General features: G+C 65.3%; 15 protein-coding genes and 1 pseudogene. 3 read left to right on the top strand and 13 right to left on the bottom strand.

Going from position 1 to position 14,575, the window contains the following annotated elements:
* Positions 1 to 77 precede the first annotated feature (77 nt).
* Positions 78 to 503, bottom strand: a pseudogene (locus AC3WTD_RS05565) (FAD-dependent oxidoreductase); the annotation flags it as partial.
* 133 nt (positions 504 to 636) lie between these two features.
* On the opposite strand from AC3WTD_RS05565, the gene AC3WTD_RS05560 reads away from it, so the two are divergent.
* Positions 637 to 969, top strand: coding sequence for a cupredoxin domain-containing protein (locus AC3WTD_RS05560; RefSeq protein WP_027492531.1), 333 nt, complete (start codon positions 637 to 639; stop codon positions 967 to 969).
* A gap of 135 nt (positions 970 to 1,104) precedes the next feature.
* The gene (locus AC3WTD_RS05555; RefSeq protein ID WP_027492530.1) at positions 1,105 to 1,854 is read left to right on the top strand and encodes a hypothetical protein; all 750 of its coding nucleotides are present in this window, start codon (positions 1,105 to 1,107) and stop codon (positions 1,852 to 1,854) included.
* 29 nt (positions 1,855 to 1,883) lie between these two features.
* Here AC3WTD_RS05555 and AC3WTD_RS05550 read toward each other — a convergent pair whose 3' ends face one another.
* Complete coding sequence (locus AC3WTD_RS05550; protein ID WP_027492529.1) at positions 1,884 to 2,066, bottom strand: hypothetical protein; 183 nt, start codon at positions 2,064 to 2,066, stop codon at positions 1,884 to 1,886.
* Positions 2,067 to 2,278: 212 nt separating this feature from the next.
* Here AC3WTD_RS05550 and AC3WTD_RS05545 point away from each other — a divergent pair, with 212 nt between their 5' ends.
* Entirely contained in the window at positions 2,279 to 2,836 is a 558-nt protein-coding gene (locus AC3WTD_RS05545; protein ID WP_235642072.1) for a VOC family protein, read from the top strand.
* A 4-nt stretch (positions 2,837 to 2,840) separates the two neighbouring features.
* Here AC3WTD_RS05545 and tadA read toward each other — a convergent pair whose 3' ends face one another.
* The 11 genes from tadA to ndk form a co-directional block, all read right to left on the bottom strand.
* Positions 2,841 to 3,329 (bottom strand): tRNA adenosine(34) deaminase TadA, encoded by a 489-nt coding sequence (gene tadA / locus AC3WTD_RS05540; protein WP_027492527.1) that lies wholly within the window; start codon positions 3,327 to 3,329, stop codon positions 2,841 to 2,843.
* A 79-nt stretch (positions 3,330 to 3,408) separates the two neighbouring features.
* The gene (gene guaA, locus AC3WTD_RS05535; protein WP_492613151.1) at positions 3,409 to 5,001 is read right to left on the bottom strand and encodes a glutamine-hydrolyzing GMP synthase; all 1,593 of its coding nucleotides are present in this window, start codon (positions 4,999 to 5,001) and stop codon (positions 3,409 to 3,411) included.
* 165 nt (positions 5,002 to 5,166) lie between these two features.
* A complete protein-coding gene (gene guaB / locus AC3WTD_RS05530; protein WP_492613150.1) occupies positions 5,167 to 6,624 on the bottom strand; it encodes an IMP dehydrogenase in 1,458 nt (485 codons plus the stop codon).
* Between the two features lie 87 nt (positions 6,625 to 6,711).
* Positions 6,712 to 7,581, bottom strand: a complete 870-nt coding sequence (gene folD / locus AC3WTD_RS05525; RefSeq protein ID WP_027492524.1) for a bifunctional methylenetetrahydrofolate dehydrogenase/methenyltetrahydrofolate cyclohydrolase FolD — start codon at positions 7,579 to 7,581, stop codon at positions 6,712 to 6,714.
* A gap of 90 nt (positions 7,582 to 7,671) precedes the next feature.
* The gene (der, locus tag AC3WTD_RS05520; protein WP_492613149.1) at positions 7,672 to 9,075 is read right to left on the bottom strand and encodes a ribosome biogenesis GTPase Der; all 1,404 of its coding nucleotides are present in this window, start codon (positions 9,073 to 9,075) and stop codon (positions 7,672 to 7,674) included.
* A gap of 22 nt (positions 9,076 to 9,097) precedes the next feature.
* Entirely contained in the window at positions 9,098 to 10,309 is a 1,212-nt protein-coding gene (gene bamB, locus AC3WTD_RS05515) for an outer membrane protein assembly factor BamB (protein ID WP_492613148.1), read from the bottom strand.
* A complete protein-coding gene (locus AC3WTD_RS05510; RefSeq protein WP_492613147.1) occupies positions 10,306 to 10,956 on the bottom strand; it encodes a YfgM family protein in 651 nt (216 codons plus the stop codon). Before AC3WTD_RS05510 ends, bamB begins: the two co-directional genes overlap by 4 nt.
* 151 nt (positions 10,957 to 11,107) lie before the next feature.
* Positions 11,108 to 12,043: a RodZ domain-containing protein gene (locus tag AC3WTD_RS05505; RefSeq protein ID WP_492613146.1), complete on the bottom strand. Its 936-nt coding sequence runs from the start codon at positions 12,041 to 12,043 to the stop codon at positions 11,108 to 11,110.
* 50 nt (positions 12,044 to 12,093) lie between these two features.
* Entirely contained in the window at positions 12,094 to 12,882 is a 789-nt protein-coding gene (gene pilW, locus AC3WTD_RS05500; protein ID WP_027492519.1) for a type IV pilus biogenesis/stability protein PilW, read from the bottom strand.
* The gene (gene rlmN, locus AC3WTD_RS05495; protein ID WP_027492518.1) at positions 12,872 to 14,002 is read right to left on the bottom strand and encodes a dual-specificity RNA methyltransferase RlmN; all 1,131 of its coding nucleotides are present in this window, start codon (positions 14,000 to 14,002) and stop codon (positions 12,872 to 12,874) included. Before rlmN ends, pilW begins: the two co-directional genes overlap by 11 nt.
* Positions 14,003 to 14,141: 139 nt before the next feature.
* Complete coding sequence (ndk, locus tag AC3WTD_RS05490; protein WP_008436261.1) at positions 14,142 to 14,567, bottom strand: nucleoside-diphosphate kinase; 426 nt, start codon at positions 14,565 to 14,567, stop codon at positions 14,142 to 14,144.
* Between the last annotated feature and the right edge of the window lie 8 nt (positions 14,568 to 14,575).

Raw genomic sequence — 14,575 nt, 5'->3', positions numbered from 1 at the left:
GATCAGTGTCTTCACTTGCCATCTCCCTTCCAGGCGATGGTAAGAGTATATCTAGTTTATTGAACGCAAGTTGGTATGAGACCCAGCCCGCGCGTATTCGGATGACGGTCGGTGGCGATCAGCAGGCGGTCGGCGTGCAGTTCGCCTTCGCCGGTGGCGAGCACGAATTCGTCGTTCCGATAGGCGACGTGGCTGGCCTGGGTGTATTCCCGCACCTCGATCCCTTCGGCGCGGAACGCGGCGGTCACTGCTTCGCCGATGGCTGGGTCTTCGCGGAAGAACAAGGTGCTGCGCGCCAGCAGCGTCACCCGACTGCCCAGCCGCGCGAAAGCCTGCGCCAGTTCCGCGACGACCACCGAGGAACCGATGATCGCCAGCCGCGGCGGTATCGAATCGCTCGCCAAGGCCTCGGTGGAGGTCCAGTAGGGCGTTTCCTCCAGGCCGGGGATCGGCGGCAGCGTAGAACTCGCACCAGTGGCGACCAGGCAGCGGTCGAGGGTCACCTCGCAAGCAATACGCACCATCCCCGGGCACATCCATGCCGTATCTCCCGCACGAGCCGACCTTCGTCGTCGGGGTTTCTTGACGACTTAAATAACAATGAGTAGCATTTACTAAACACGAGGAAACCTGCCGATGAATCGTTTTTTGATGCTGCTCGGAACCGTCCTGCTGCTGGCTGCCGGGAATGTGGCGGCAAGTGAACCGCCGGAATACACGCTGGTCATCAAGAACCATCGCTATCAACCGAGCGAGATCAGGATGCCAGCCAATACCAAGGTGCGCATCGTGGTGAACAACCAGGATCCGACGCCCGAGGAATTCGAGAGCACGGATTTCAACCGCGAAAAACTGGTTCTGCCCAACGGCAGTGCCACGGTTTACGTCGGTCCACTGCGTGCCGGTACCTATGCCTTTTTTGGCGACTTCCACCAGGACACGGCCCAGGGGCGCCTGATCGTGGAATAACCGTTGGCTCCATGCCTGGCTTCCTGTTGCCGAGGCATCGATCCCTTCCCATCCGTTTCGATCGGCCGCGCATTCTCCGTCGGCGGCAGCCCGGTGGCAGTGGGCTGCGTGGCTCGATACTCCCAAGGACTTCCCATGCAAGCAAACCGCTCGTTTCCCCGGCGCGCCCGGCGCGTCCTCCCCGCGGCCCTCGGCCTCGCCCTGATCGCAGGCGCCAGTCTCGTGCACGCGGATGACTTCATCGTCTACTCGCCGCACGTGATTGCCACCCAGACCGAGTTCGAGCTGCGTGGCTACGGCTACAGCGACGGCCGCGCGGATATCAACGGCGAGCGCGCGGCCGAGCTTTCGATTGCGCACACATTCACCAGTTGGTGGAAACCCGAGATCTACGTGGCCGAGTACAAGAAGGAGCCCGGCGGGCGGGGAAAGCTGGTGGGCTACGAGTTCGAGAACACGTTCCAGTTCACCGAGCCGGGGCGCTATTGGGCCGACTTTGGCCTGCTCGCCTCCTACGGTCACCCCAAGGGTAGCGGCCCTGGCGAGCTAGAGTTTGGCCCACTGATCGAGAAGACCGCTGGCCGTTTCGATCATCGCGTCAACCTGATCTGGGAACGCCAGATTGGCGGCGGCGCATCGCACCACACCGAATTCCGCTACAGCTACGCGGGTACCTATGCGCTGACCTCCGCGTTCCGGCCCGGCATCGAGGCGTATGGCCGGCCGGACGACGACTCCTATCAGGCAGGTCCCGTGGTCACCGGCGAATGGCAAGTGCCGGGCACGCGTGGCAATGTCGAATACCGCGTCGGCCTGCTGCTGGGCATCAATTCCGCCGCTCCGCAGCGCACCTTGCTGGCGCAGGTCGAGTATGAGTTCTTTTGAGCGCGGGGCTGCGGCGATGAAGCAGCAGGTTACCGCCCTGCCCGCTGCGCCGTGTTGATCGGCTTGATCCGGCGCAACCAGTCGTAGCCGTCCTCGGGGCGCAGGTCGATGCCGGCGGCGGCGTTCCCGGCGGGAACGCTGCGCGCCGTGGCGTCCGACTGGCCGAACCGGCGTCGCAGGCAGGGTAGCTGGCGGCTGAAGCTCATCTTCATTTCCGGGTTCCTCGCAAGTGGATGGATCGGCACGATCCGTGGGATCGTGCGGACAGCCGCAAGAATCAGGGTCGCCGGCGGCGGATCAACGATCCGGACGGGATCGCACCGTTTCCAGTCTGGAACGATGCCGTGCTCGGAGGATTGTCCATCCACGGAAACTCGCCGATCGCCTGCCGGGCGTTTCGTCGGCCACGAGCGGCGCCATATCGTTGCGCACCAGCGCATCGAGGCGTCGGATCATGGGCAAATCACTATTTTTGCGGCTGCTTCTTGTGCTCGGCATGATGGTCGGCGCGCTGCCTGCGGGTGCGGCCACGTTGTATGGCGACGACTACGCCAGGGTCGGCGTGCCGGACCTGCCACAGGCCGTGGCCTTTTTCACCGACGTGCTGGATTGTCGCCCGATCGAGTCGACTGCCGGCAGAGCCGTCAACGGCAGCTTGCGGCCATCGCGCCTGCTGATCTGTGACTCGGGCTCGATCGTCGAACTGTTCGATCAGCGGAACGTTGCCGCTGCCCCGGAACAGGCAGGCCAGACGGTGCGATTCGTGACGGACGACCTGACACACGACGGTCAATGGCTGCGCCGCCAGGGCGTCGACGTCAGCGGCGCGCCGCATCGGCTGACGTCCGGCCCGCTGGCCGGCCGGCTGGCGCTGGATTTCGTGTCGCCCTGGGGGTTGCACCTGCAATTGCTGGGCAGCAGCGTAGATGGCTCCGCCGGCGGCACCCTGGCGACGACCGACATCCCTTCCGGCGGCAACTGAGCCCTCAACGACGGGCGCGGAAAAACTCGCGCAGCATCGCGGCGGATTCCTCGGCCAGCAGGCCTCCGACCGCCTCGATGCGATGGTTGTGGCGTGCGTCCACCAGGGTGTCGAACATGCTGCCGGCCGCACCGGTCTTGGGGTCGGCGGCGGCGTAGACCACGCGGCCGAGGCGGGCGTGGATCATGGCCATCGCGCACATCACACACGGCTCCAGCGTGACGTACAGCGTGGCGCCGGACAGACGGTGATTGGCTACTTTCTCGCCGGCGGCGCGCATGGCCATGATCTCGGCGTGGGCGGTCGGATCATGCAGGGTGATGTTGCGGTTCCAGCCCAGCCCGACGATCTCCCCACCCTGCACCAGCACGGCGCCCACCGGTACCTCGTTCTCGGCATCGCGCGCATGCGCCGCCAGTTGCAGCGCCCGGCGCATGAACTGCTCGTCGGCAGCCGAGAATTCACTTGAGCCAAGGGGCGTTTCTTCAGTCATTTCATGGCGCTGCGATCAGCATATGAGAAAGCCGGCATATCGTCGGCATCCCCATCCTGCACATAACCAATTGATTTGACTACTCCCACTCAATCGTGGCGGGTGGCTTGCCGCTGATATCGTAAACTACGCGAGAAACACCTCGCAACTCATTGATTATTCTGTTTGAAACTTTGCCGAGAAACTCATAGGGCAAGTGTGCCCAATGCGCGGTCATGAAGTCGATGGTCTCCACCGCACGCAGCGCGATCACCCACTCGTAGGCGCGCGCGTCGCCCACCACGCCGACCGACTTCACCGGCAGGAATACCGCGAACGCCTGGCTGGTCTGGTCGTACAGGTCGGCCTTGCGCAACTCGTCGATGAAGATGGCATCGGCCTGGGCGAGCAGTTCGGCGTATTCGCGCTTCACCTCGCCCAGGATGCGCACGCCGAGGCCCGGGCCGGGGAACGGGTGGCGATAGACCATCGCGCGCGGCAGGCCGAGCTCGACACCGATCCGGCGCACCTCGTCCTTGAACAGCTCGCGCAGCGGCTCGACCAGTTTCAGCTTCATGTGCGCCGGCAGGCCGCCGACGTTGTGGTGGCTCTTGATGACGTGGGCCTTGCCGGTCTTGCTGCCGGCCGATTCGATCACGTCGGGGTAGATCGTGCCCTGCGCCAGCCACTTCACCTTGCCGCCGGCGGCAATCAGCTTCTCCGACTCCTCGTCGAAGATCTCCACGAACAGCCCGCCGATGATCTTGCGCTTGGCTTCCGGGTCGGCCACGCCCTCCAGCGCCTTGAAGTAGCGCTCGGCGGCGTTGACGCGGATCACCTTGACGCCCATGCCATGCTGATCGGCGGCAGCAGCCATGGTGGCCATCACCTGGTCGCCTTCCTGCCAGCGCAGCAGGCCGGTATCGACGAACACGCAGGTCAGCCGGTCGCCGATCGCCTTGTGCAGCAGCGCGGCGACCACCGAGGAATCGACGCCGCCGGACAGGCCCAGCAGCACGTGGTCATCGCCCACCAGGGCGCGCACGCGGGCGATCTGGTCGTCGATGATGTTGGCCGCCGTCCACAACGTGGCGCAACCGCAGATCTCGGTGATGAAGCGCTTCAGCAGCGCCCCGCCCTGTTTGGTATGCGTCACTTCGGGGTGGAACTGCACGCCGTACCAGCGCCTGGCCTCGTTCTCCATCACCGCAACGGGGATGCGATCGGTACGGCCAGTGATGGCGAAGCCCGGCGGCGCCTTCGAGACGTGGTCGCCGTGGCTCATCCATACATCCAGCTTGTGCTCGCCCGGATGATCGGTGAGGCCGTCGAACAGGCGGCTGGGCGCCACGACGTCCACGCTGGCATGGCCGAACTCGCGCGCATCGGCGGCCTCGGTGGCGCCGCCCAGCTGCGCAGCCAACGTTTGCATGCCGTAGCAGATACCGAGGATCGGCAAGCCGGAGTCGAATACCTGCTGCGGGACCTTCGGCGCGCCTTTCAGCGTGGTGGATTCCGGGCCGCCGGACAGGATGATGCCTTTCGCGCCGAACGCGGCGATCTCGGCTGGGTCGTGGTCCCAGGCCCAGATCTCGCAGTACACGCCGAACTCGCGCACGCGCCGCGCGATCAGCTGGGTGTATTGCGCGCCGAAGTCGAGGATGAGGATCTTGTCGGAGTGGATGCCTTGCATCTTTCAGACTCTTGGGATGTGCAAAAACAACTACGGCGTCATTCCCGCGAACGCGGGAATCCATTTGGCCTTTGTGGCAAGAGCAAGATGGATTCCCGCGTTCGCGGGAATGACGCCACTAAGGTTTGGAAGCCCGGGTTCCGACATGATTCCCGGCTCCGATCATTACGAGTTGAGCCGATAATTCGGCGCTTCCTTGGTGATCTGGATGTCGTGCGGGTGCGCCTCGGTGACACCGGCGGAAGTCACCTTGACGAACTGCGCCTTGTGCCGCACGTCGTCGACGGTGGCCGCGCCCAGGTAACCCATCGAGGCGCGCAGGCCGCCGATCAGCTGGTGGATGATGTTGCGCAGCGGGCCGCGGTACGGCACCCGGCCTTCGATGCCTTCGGGTACCAGCTTGTCGGCGTCGGCCTCTTCCTGGAAGTAGCGATCCTTGGAGCCGAGCTGCATCGCGCCGATCGACCCCATGCCGCGGTAGCTCTTGTAGGAGCGGCCCTGGAACAGTTCCACCTCGCCCGGCGATTCCTCCGTGCCGGCGAACATCGAGCCCAGCATCACACTGGACGCGCCTGCCGCGAGCGCCTTGGGGATGTCGCCGGAGTAGCGAATACCGCCATCGGCGATCAGCGGGATCTCGTCCTTCAGCGCGGTGGCGACCAGGTCGATCGCGGTGATCTGCGGCACTCCGACGCCAGCCACCACGCGGGTGGTGCAGATCGAGCCGGGGCCCACGCCCACCTTGACCGCGTCCACGCCCACGTCGAGCAGCGCGCGGGCCGCTTCGCCGGTGACGATGTTGCCGGCGATCACCTGCACCTGCGGGTAGTGCTTCTTGACCCAGCCGGCGCGCTCGATCACGCCCTGCGAATGGCCGTGCGCGGTATCCACCACCAGCACGTCCACGCCGGCGTCGACCAGCGCGGCCACGCGCTGTTCGGTGTCGCCGCCCACGCCCACCGCTGCGCCGACCAGCAGCGCCTCGTGGCTGTCCTTGGCGGCGTACGGGTTGTCGCGCGCCTTCTGGATGTCCTTCACGGTGATCAGCCCGCGCAGCTGGAACGCGTCGTTGACCACCAGCACCTTCTCGATGCGGTGCCGATGCAGCAGCTGCAGCACCTCGTCCTGGCTGGCGCCCTCCTTCACCGTGACCAGCTTGTCCTGGCGGGTCATGATGTTGCGCACCGGGTCCTCGGGCTTGCGCTCGAAGCGCATGTCGCGGCTGGTGACGATGCCGACCAGCTTGCTGCCCTCGACCACCGGCACGCCGGAGATGTTGTGCGCATGGGTCAGCCGCAGCACCTCGCGGATCGAGGTGTCCGGACCCACGGTGATCGGGCTGCGGATCACCCCGGCCTCGAACTTCTTCACCAGGCGCACTTCGGCGGCCTGCTGTTCGGCGGTCATGTTCTTGTGGATGATGCCGATGCCGCCCTGCTGCGCCATGGTGATGGCCAGCCGCGCCTCGGTAACCGTATCCATGGCGGCGGACACGATCGGAATGTTCAGGCGCAGGTTGCGGGTGAAGCGGGTGGAAGTGTCGACGTCGCGGGGAAGCACGACGGAATGGCCCGGAACGAGATAGACGTCGTCGTAGGTCAGGGCCTCGGCGAGGATGCGCATGCGAAAAGTCCCGCTGCAAAGAGGGAATTATACGCGCCCTGCCGGCATGCTCGCCAGACGGCGGCTGAATTCGGCGGCAGCCGCAGGTCAGGCCACCCGGCGCAGTGTGGCTTGCGCCTCGGCGGCTTCCAGCGTGTTCTCCATCAGCGTGGCCACCGTCATCGGGCCGACGCCGCCCGGTACCGGGGTGATCCAGCTGGCGCGCTCGGCGGCCGGGGCGAATTCCACGTCGCCGACCAGGCGGCCGTCGTCGAGCCGGTTGATGCCCACGTCGATTACCACCGCGCCGGGCTTGATCCACTCGCCCTTCACCAGCCCCGGCTTGCCCGCAGCGACGATCATGATGTCGGCCTGGCGCACGTGGCATTCCAGGTCGCGGGTGAACTTGTGGCAGCAGGTGGTGGTGCAGCCGGCGATCAGCAGTTCCAGCACCAGCGGACGGCCCACGTGGTTGGACACGCCGATCACCACCGCGTGCTGGCCGCGCACCGGGCGATCGGTGTGGCCGAGCAGGGTCATCACGCCCTTCGGCGTGCACGGGCGCAGGCCGAAACGGCGCAAGGCCAGGCGCCCGACGTTGATCGCCTGGAAGCCGTCGACGTCCTTGTTCGGGTCGATGCGGTCGACCAATGCATCCTCGTCGATATGTGCCGGCAGCGGCGACTGCACCAGGATGCCGTGCACGTCCGGGTCGGCGTTGAGCCGGTCGATCAGGGCGAACAGTGCTTCCTGGCTGGTGCTGGCCGGCAGGTCGTAGCCGAACGAACGGAAGCCCACCTGCTGGCAGGCCTTGCGCTTGTTGCGCACGTAGACCGCCGATGCCGCATCGTCGCCCACCAGCACCACCGCCAGCCCCGGCGCGGGAAACCCCTGCGCCACCCTGGCGGCGACGCGCACACCGACGCGCTCCAGCAGTTCCTGTGCGATGCGCTTGCCGTCGAGGATGCGTGCGTTCATGGGAAAGCCCTGGCTGCGAGATTCGCCATTATCCGGGCTGCACCCGATGCGCACAAACGGCGTAGGCATCCGGAGGTCGCAAACAGGCTCTCAGCGGGTGCGCTTGATCAGCTCGCTACGCCGGCGTCTTGCCTTGTGCTGCTGTTCCTTGGTCAGCACCTTCTTGCGCCCAGCGTACGGATTCTCGCCTTCGCGGAACACGATCCGGATCGGCGTGCCTTCCAGCTTGTAGCGCTTGCGGAAGAAGTTTTCGAGGTAGCGCTGGTAGGCCGGCGCGATGTGCTTGGTGCGGCTGCCGTGGATGACGATGGTCGGCGGGTTGGTGCCGCCAGGATGCGCAAAGCGCAGCTTCGGCGCGTGGCCGTTCACCAGCGGCGGCTGATAGCTCTCGTAAGCCTTTTCCAGTGCCTTGGTGAGGTCGGAGGACACCAGCTCCCTGGTCGCCGATGCATGCGCGCGCACCACCGCGCGCATCAGCTCGCGCAGGCCCGAGCCGTGTAGCGCGGAAATCTGCACCTGCTTGGCCCAGTCGACGAATACCAGCCGGCGATCCAGCGCGCGGCGGCACTCGTCGCGCTGGTACGGGTCCATGTCGTCCCACTTGTTGATTGCGATGACCAGCGCCCTGCCCTCGTCGATCGCGTAGCCGATCAGGGTGAGGTCCTGGTCGGCGAGGTTCTCGCGGGCATCGATCATCAGCACCACCACCTGGGCGGCGGCGATCGACTGCAGCGTCTTGATGACGCTGAATTTTTCCACCGCCTCCTCGACCCGCGCCTTGCGCCGGATGCCGGCGGTATCGATCAGCGTGTAGCGCTTGCCGTCACGTTCGAGTGGTACCCGGATCGGATCGCGGGTGGTGCCGGCGACGTCGGAGACGATCAGCCGCTCCTCGCCCAGCAGGCGGTTGATCAGGGTCGACTTGCCGGCGTTCGGACGGCCGACGATGGCCACGCGGATGCTGCCGTCCTCGCCCTCGGTTTCCGCGGCCGGCTCCCGATCGGCCGGCAGCAGCGGCAACAGCACGCGCAGAAAATCGTCGGTGCCGCGGTTGTGCGCCGCCGACAACGGCAAGGTGGCACCGATGCCGAAGGCGAAAAACTCGGCCATCACGGCCTGTTCGTCGAGGCCGTCGGTCTTGTTGACCACTGCCACGATCGGTTTGCCGCTGCGCCGCAGTTCGGCCAGGATCGCGTCGTCCTGCGGCAACAGGCCGTCGCGGGCGTCGACCACGAACACCAGCACATCCGCTTCCGCGATCGCCAGGCGCACCTGCTTCGCGGTCAGCACGTCCATGGTGTCTTCGGTACCGGACAGGCCACCGGTATCGACCACCACGAATGGCCGCTCGCCAGTGCGGCAGATGCCGTAGTGACGATCACGGGTGACGCCCGGCATGTCGGCCACCAGGGCGTCGCGGCTGCGCGTCAGCACGTTGAAAAGGGTCGACTTACCGACATTCGGACGACCAACCAGTGCGACGACGGGCAGCATGGGAAGTACTTTGTTCCGGCGATCAGTGCGCGGACAGACGGTAGGCGCCGATGCGGCCCTCGACGTCCTCGACGTACACGGTGTCGCCCACCACCAGCGGCTGCGCGCGGATCGCCTTCTTCGACAGCCGTTCACGGGCGGCCAGCGCGCCGTCGCCGGTCTGCAACCAATGCACGTAGCCTTCCAGGTCGCCGACCACGACGTAGTTGCCCTGCACGGCCGGGCCGGTGAGCCAGCGGTACTTCAGCGCGTCGTTCTTCCACATGTCGGCGCCGCCATTCTTGTCGAATGCCCATACCACCGAGGCGTCGTTGACGCCGTAGACCGCATGATCGTTGACCGCCGGTGACTCGAAGCTGGAAAACGGGTGCGTCCACAACGGCCTGCCGCTGGGGCCGTCGACCGCCACGAGGTTGCCGTGATAGGCGGTACCGTAGAGCGTGCTGCCGTCCAGCAGGATCGCGCCATCGGCGTCGTTCAGGCGATCGATTTCAGTACGGCCTTCGCCGCTGGCCAGTTTCTGTTCCCACAGTTTTGCGCCGTTGTCCTGGCGCAGGGCGACCAGCTTGCCGTCGTCGCTGCCGAAGAACAGCACGCCGTTGGCCGCCAGCAGCGGGCCGTTGCCGCGCAGGCTGAGCAGTGGCACGGTGCCCTGGTCGTAGACCCAGCGGCGCTGGCCGGTCGCGGCGTCCAGCGCGTAGATGCGGCCATCGCCGGTACGCACCACGACCATGTCGCCGACGATCACCGGCGAGGCCAGCACCTGGCTGCTCACCGCCACGTCCCAGCGGGGGCTGCCGTCCTTCGCATTCACGGCATAGACGTGGCCGTCCAGCGTGCCGACGGCGAGCAGGTCGCCGCTGACCGCCGGGCCGCCGGCGTACGTGGCGTCCTTGCGCTTCTTGTCGCCCCAGCCGAACCAGCCGTGGGTGCGCGAACTCTTCGACCACAGGCTCTTGCCGCTGGCGGCATCGAGCGCCACCAGCTTGCCGTCCGTGCTGGCGGCATAGAGCACGCCGTCGACCACGGTCGGGCGCAGCCGCACGCCGCTGGTGCCCGCACCATCGCCCACGCTGCTGCGCCACAGGCGGGTAACCTGCACCGTCGGTTTGAAGTCCTTGGCCAGCGGCGTCGGCGGCTGGACATTTTCCTTCTTGAACGAATGGCACCCGGTGAGCGTCACCAGCGAAGCCAGCGTGATCAGCAAGGCACGTTTGATCATTTCAGGTTTCATGCACCCTGCTTCCCGGCCATGGCCAGATCATCGAGTTTCATCTGCAAGGCACCGCGTTGCGGCGCTTCCTCGCCCAGTGCAGTCAGGGCCGTCTGGTAGGCCTTGCGTGCTTCATCGGAGCGTCCAAGCTTGACCAGTACGTCGCCGCGGAGTTCCTGCACCAACCCCTGGTAGCTGTCGGCCGGGATGCGATCCAGTGTGGTCAGCGCCTGCTGGCCGTGGTCGCGGGCCAGTTCCACCTGCGCGATGCGCAGCAAGGTCAGCGACTTCAACGGCGGGGCGCCGGCATGGGCCTCGGCCCACTCCAGCGACAACTCGGCCTTGTCCAGCTGGCCGGCCTGCACCTGCTGCCTGGCTCGCTCGCTGACGGCGAACACGGCAAACGGCGACTTGGCGTAATCCTTCATCAGCTGGTCGGTCAGCTGCGAGGCGGTATCCGGCTTGCCGGATGCCTGCGCGATCTGGATCTGCTGATAGATCTGCGAGGCCGCGCCTTCGTTGCGGGCCTGATGGTTGCGCCACTGTTGCCAACCGAAGATGCCGACCAGGCCGATCGCGATGCCGACAACGATCGACATGCCATTGTCGCGCAGCCATTTCTGCACCAGCTCGCTTTGTTCGTACTTGTCGTATTCTTCAAATGCCATGCAATCACCATTCAAGAGGCCACCCGCGCAGACGCGAACACAGGCCAGTGTGGTAACCAGAGGAAAAGCCGCTTGCGCCCGCTCGTTGCCGAGCGAACCAAGTGGGCAAGCATAACCGATATGGGCCGCACGCAGCGGCCCGCGATGGCGATCAGAGGCTGGCTGCGGAGGCCTTGCCGTCCTGCATCTGCAGGCGGAAGTGAGCCACGTTGGCGTGCCGGAAATCATCCAGGCCGATCGCGCTGCCGTCGATGCTGACCTGGGTGCCGCTGGCGTTGCCGATGCGTACATCCAACGGCTGGTCGCTGCGATAGGACTTGTTGCTGCCGGCCGGAAGCAGGCCGTATTCCAGCCGGGTGCCGTCGGCCCGGGTCACTTCGACCCAGCTCGCCGCGGAAAGGTTGAGGCTCAGGCTGTGGCTGCCCGCTTCGCTGCTCGCGGCAGAGGCAACCGGCTTGACCGACGGCAGGCTGGCGTTATCCAGGTTCGGAAACGGCGCCATCGAGGCCAGTAGCGGCTGCTCCTGCGCCTGCGGAGCTTCTGCCTTGGGCGGCGTTTGCGGAGCCGCGGCCGCCACGTCGGGCGCGGCGGCGTGGGTGGCGGGGGCTTCCGACTGGGCAACCGGAGCGGCATCCAGCGGCGCGAGGTGGCTGAGGTCACGATCCAGCGTGCCGCGCACGCCCAGCCAGATCATCGGCACCACGATCACTGCAGTCAACACGACGTAGGTGGCGGCAGTGGCGTAGCGATCGAGCAGGAAGCGCGAATGAGAGATGCCGCCGGTGGCCACCAGCGGCGGCTCGATCTGCTTGATGCGATCTAGCTCGACCTGGAGTGACGCCTCGTTGATGCCCAGATGGTGGCCGTACTTGCGGATGTAGCTGGCCAGGTAGATCTTGGAGTCGATGCCGTCGTACTGGTCGCGCTCGAGCTGGCGCAGCACCCGGGCAGGCAGCTTCAATGCATGGGCACAGGCTTCCAGATCCAGGCCATGGGCTTCACGCGCCGCATGCAGGCGACTGCCGAAACTCACCGTGTGGGGGTTTGCCGGTGCCACATCCAGGTCGGGCAAATTGATACCGGACAACCCTGGCTCACTTGAGCCCTGTTCGGGCGGTTGAGACTGCTGCATGGAGGTCATGGGCTGGCAGTGGTGTCTACGGTGTGCGCCTGCTCCGAGTCCGGGAACTGGCTGAGCAATCGCTTGCTGTAAGAACGGGCACCTTCCAGGTTGCCCAGTCGGGTTTCGATGTCGTGGCCTAGCTTGAGCGACGCGGCAGTCGACTTGCCCAGCGCATCGTACCGCTGAAGGAAAGCCCTGGCGCGAAATGCATCCTTGTGCAGATAAAGCGTGTTGGCAAGCTGGAAGAGTGCCTCCGCATTATCTGGATTTCTTGCGATGGCGTCACGAAAACTTGCTTCGGCCCCGGCGATGTCGTTGGCGCGCAGCTGGCAGACGCCGGCGTTGGTCAGGGCCACGTCGGGGGTCTGGTAGAACGGGTCGGCGACGGCTTTCTGGAAATACTGGTTCGCCTCGGCGATCTTGCCGGTGTGGCAAAGGAACACGCCGAGGTTGTTGTTTGGTGCACCCTTGGCCGGTTCCAGCGCCACTGCCTTGCGGTAATGCTGCTCGGCTTCAGGCAGCTTGTTGATGCGCTCGTACAGCACCGCGATCACGGTATGCGCCGGCGCGTAGTTGGGGTCGAACTGCAGTGCCTTGGTCAGTTTTTCCAGCGCGGTCTGCAGGTCGCCGTTGGCCATGTAGCGCTGGCCCAGCTCGGTGTGGATCCGCGCGGCGTCTTCCGCCTGGTCCGCCTTGCTGCTCTGCGGCATGCTCTTGCCCAGCGAGCTGCTGTCGGAGTGCGTGGTGACGCAGCCGGCCAGCGGCAACAGCAGGCTGAAGATCACGGCCCGGTCAAATCGCATGCGTTGCCCCCTCGTCCTGCCGTTTGCGGATGCTGGCGCTGCGCCGGGTGCGGTCTGCGACCTGCCCAGCCAGTTGGCCGCAGGCGGCGTCGATGTCGTCGCCGCGGGTACGCCGCAGCATGGTCAGCACGCCGGCATTCAACAGCTGTGTCTGGAACTGGTGGATGTCGTCCGGGGCCGAACGCTTGAACTGGGTGCCCGGGAAGGGATTGAACGGGATCAGGTTGACCTTGCAGGTCGGCAGCTTGCGCATCAGCTTGATCAGCTGGCGGGCATGCTCGGGCTGGTCGTTGACGCCCTGCATCAAGGTGTACTCGAAGGTGATCGAGGTACGCGGCTTGCGCGCAATCCAGCGTTGGCAAGCCGCCAGCAGCTCGGCGAGCGGATAGCGCTTGTTGATGGGCATCAGCTCGGTGCGCAGTTCGTCGTTGGCCGCATGCAGCGACACCGCCAGCGACACGTCGATGGCATCCGACAACTGGTCGATCAGCGGCACCAGGCCGGCGGTGGACAGCGTGACGCGCTTCGCCGCCAGGCCGAAGCCAAGGTCGTCGCGCATCAGCTTCATCGCCTTCAGCACGTTGTCGAAATTGGCCAGCGGCTCGCCCATGCCCATCATCACCACGTTGGTGATGCGTCGGTTCTGGTGGGTGACGTTGCCCAGGTACTTCGCCGCCACCCATACCTGGCCGATGATCTCGGCGGTGGACAGGTTGCGGTTGAAGCCCTGCGCACCGGTCGAGCAGAACTGGCAGTTCAGCGCGCAGCCGATCTGCGAAGAGACGCACAAGGTGCCGCGGGTCGGCTCGGGGATGTAGACCGTCTCGATCGCGTTGCCGCTGTCCATGCCGAGCAGCCACTTGTGCGTGCCGTCGGTGGCCACCTTGTCCAGCAACGTCTTCGGCGCGCCGATGGTGCAGGCCTCGGTGAGCTTGGCGCGCAGCGCCTTGCCCACGTCGGTCATGTTCTCGAAGTTGTCTTCCAGGTCGTGATAGATCCACTTCATCACCTGCTCGGCGCGATACGGCTTCTCGCCGATCTGCGTGAAGAAATCACGCAGACCCTGGCGATCGAAGTCGAGCAGGTTGACCTTGTTCGAGCTGGCAACAACTTTGTTCAAGAAAAAACTCTTAATTGAATGGTGCGGCCACGAATGGCCGTTTTTTGATCTTCGCGTTCACCGATGAACGCACTTGTTTCAACTGTGCGGCCACGGATAGCCGCTATTTAGTTTTCGTGTTCACGAATGAACGCACCAATTAACGCGACAGGACATCCGTTGCCGCGAAGAAATACGCAATCTCCACCTTGGCGGTGTCAGTGGCGTCGGAGCCATGCACGGCATTTGCGTCAATCGACTCGGCGAAGTCGGCGCGGATCGTGCCCGGCGCGGCTTCCTTCGGATTGGTGGCGCCCATCAGGTCGCGGTGAGCCAGCACGGCGTTCTCGCCTTCCAGCACGCTGATCATTACCGGGCCGGAGATCATGAACTCGACCAGCGCCTTGAAGAACGGACGCTCGCGGTGCACCGCATAGAAGCCTTCCGCCTCGGCGCGCGACAGCTGCTTCATGCGCGCGGCGACGATTTTCAGGCCGGCTTTTTCAAAGCGTGCATAGATTTCACCAATGACGTTCTTGGCGACGGCATCGGGTTTGATGATGGAAAGAGTGCGCTCCAGCGCCATACGGGTCT

Source organism: Rhodanobacter sp. FW106-PBR-R2A-1-15, from assembly GCF_058789735.1.
The sequence above is the reverse complement of the archived record's forward strand: the minus strand, read 5'-3'. Positions and strand labels throughout refer to the sequence as shown.

What these genes read in the sequence shown, in the direction of transcription:
- AC3WTD_RS05560 (WP_027492531.1), top strand. Translation starts at nt 637, where the DNA reads ATGAATCGTTTTTTGATGCTGCTCGGAACCGTCCTGCTGCTGGCTGCC.
- AC3WTD_RS05555 (WP_027492530.1), top strand. Translation starts at nt 1,105, where the DNA reads ATGCAAGCAAACCGCTCGTTTCCCCGGCGCGCCCGGCGCGTCCTCCCC.
- AC3WTD_RS05550 (WP_027492529.1), bottom strand. Translation starts at nt 2,066, where the DNA reads ATGAAGATGAGCTTCAGCCGCCAGCTACCCTGCCTGCGACGCCGGTTC.
- tadA (WP_027492527.1), bottom strand. Translation starts at nt 3,329, where the DNA reads ATGACTGAAGAAACGCCCCTTGGCTCAAGTGAATTCTCGGCTGCCGAC.
- guaA (WP_492613151.1), bottom strand. Translation starts at nt 5,001, where the DNA reads ATGCAAGGCATCCACTCCGACAAGATCCTCATCCTCGACTTCGGCGCG.
- guaB (WP_492613150.1), bottom strand. Translation starts at nt 6,624, where the DNA reads ATGCGCATCCTCGCCGAGGCCCTGACCTACGACGACGTCTATCTCGTT.
- folD (WP_027492524.1), bottom strand. Translation starts at nt 7,581, where the DNA reads ATGAACGCACGCATCCTCGACGGCAAGCGCATCGCACAGGAACTGCTG.
- der (WP_492613149.1), bottom strand. Translation starts at nt 9,075, where the DNA reads ATGCTGCCCGTCGTCGCACTGGTTGGTCGTCCGAATGTCGGTAAGTCG.
- bamB (WP_492613148.1), bottom strand. Translation starts at nt 10,309, where the DNA reads ATGAAACCTGAAATGATCAAACGTGCCTTGCTGATCACGCTGGCTTCG.
- AC3WTD_RS05510 (WP_492613147.1), bottom strand. Translation starts at nt 10,956, where the DNA reads ATGGCATTTGAAGAATACGACAAGTACGAACAAAGCGAGCTGGTGCAG.
- pilW (WP_027492519.1), bottom strand. Translation starts at nt 12,882, where the DNA reads ATGCGATTTGACCGGGCCGTGATCTTCAGCCTGCTGTTGCCGCTGGCC.
- ndk (WP_008436261.1), bottom strand. Translation starts at nt 14,567, where the DNA reads ATGGCGCTGGAGCGCACTCTTTCCATCATCAAACCCGATGCCGTCGCC.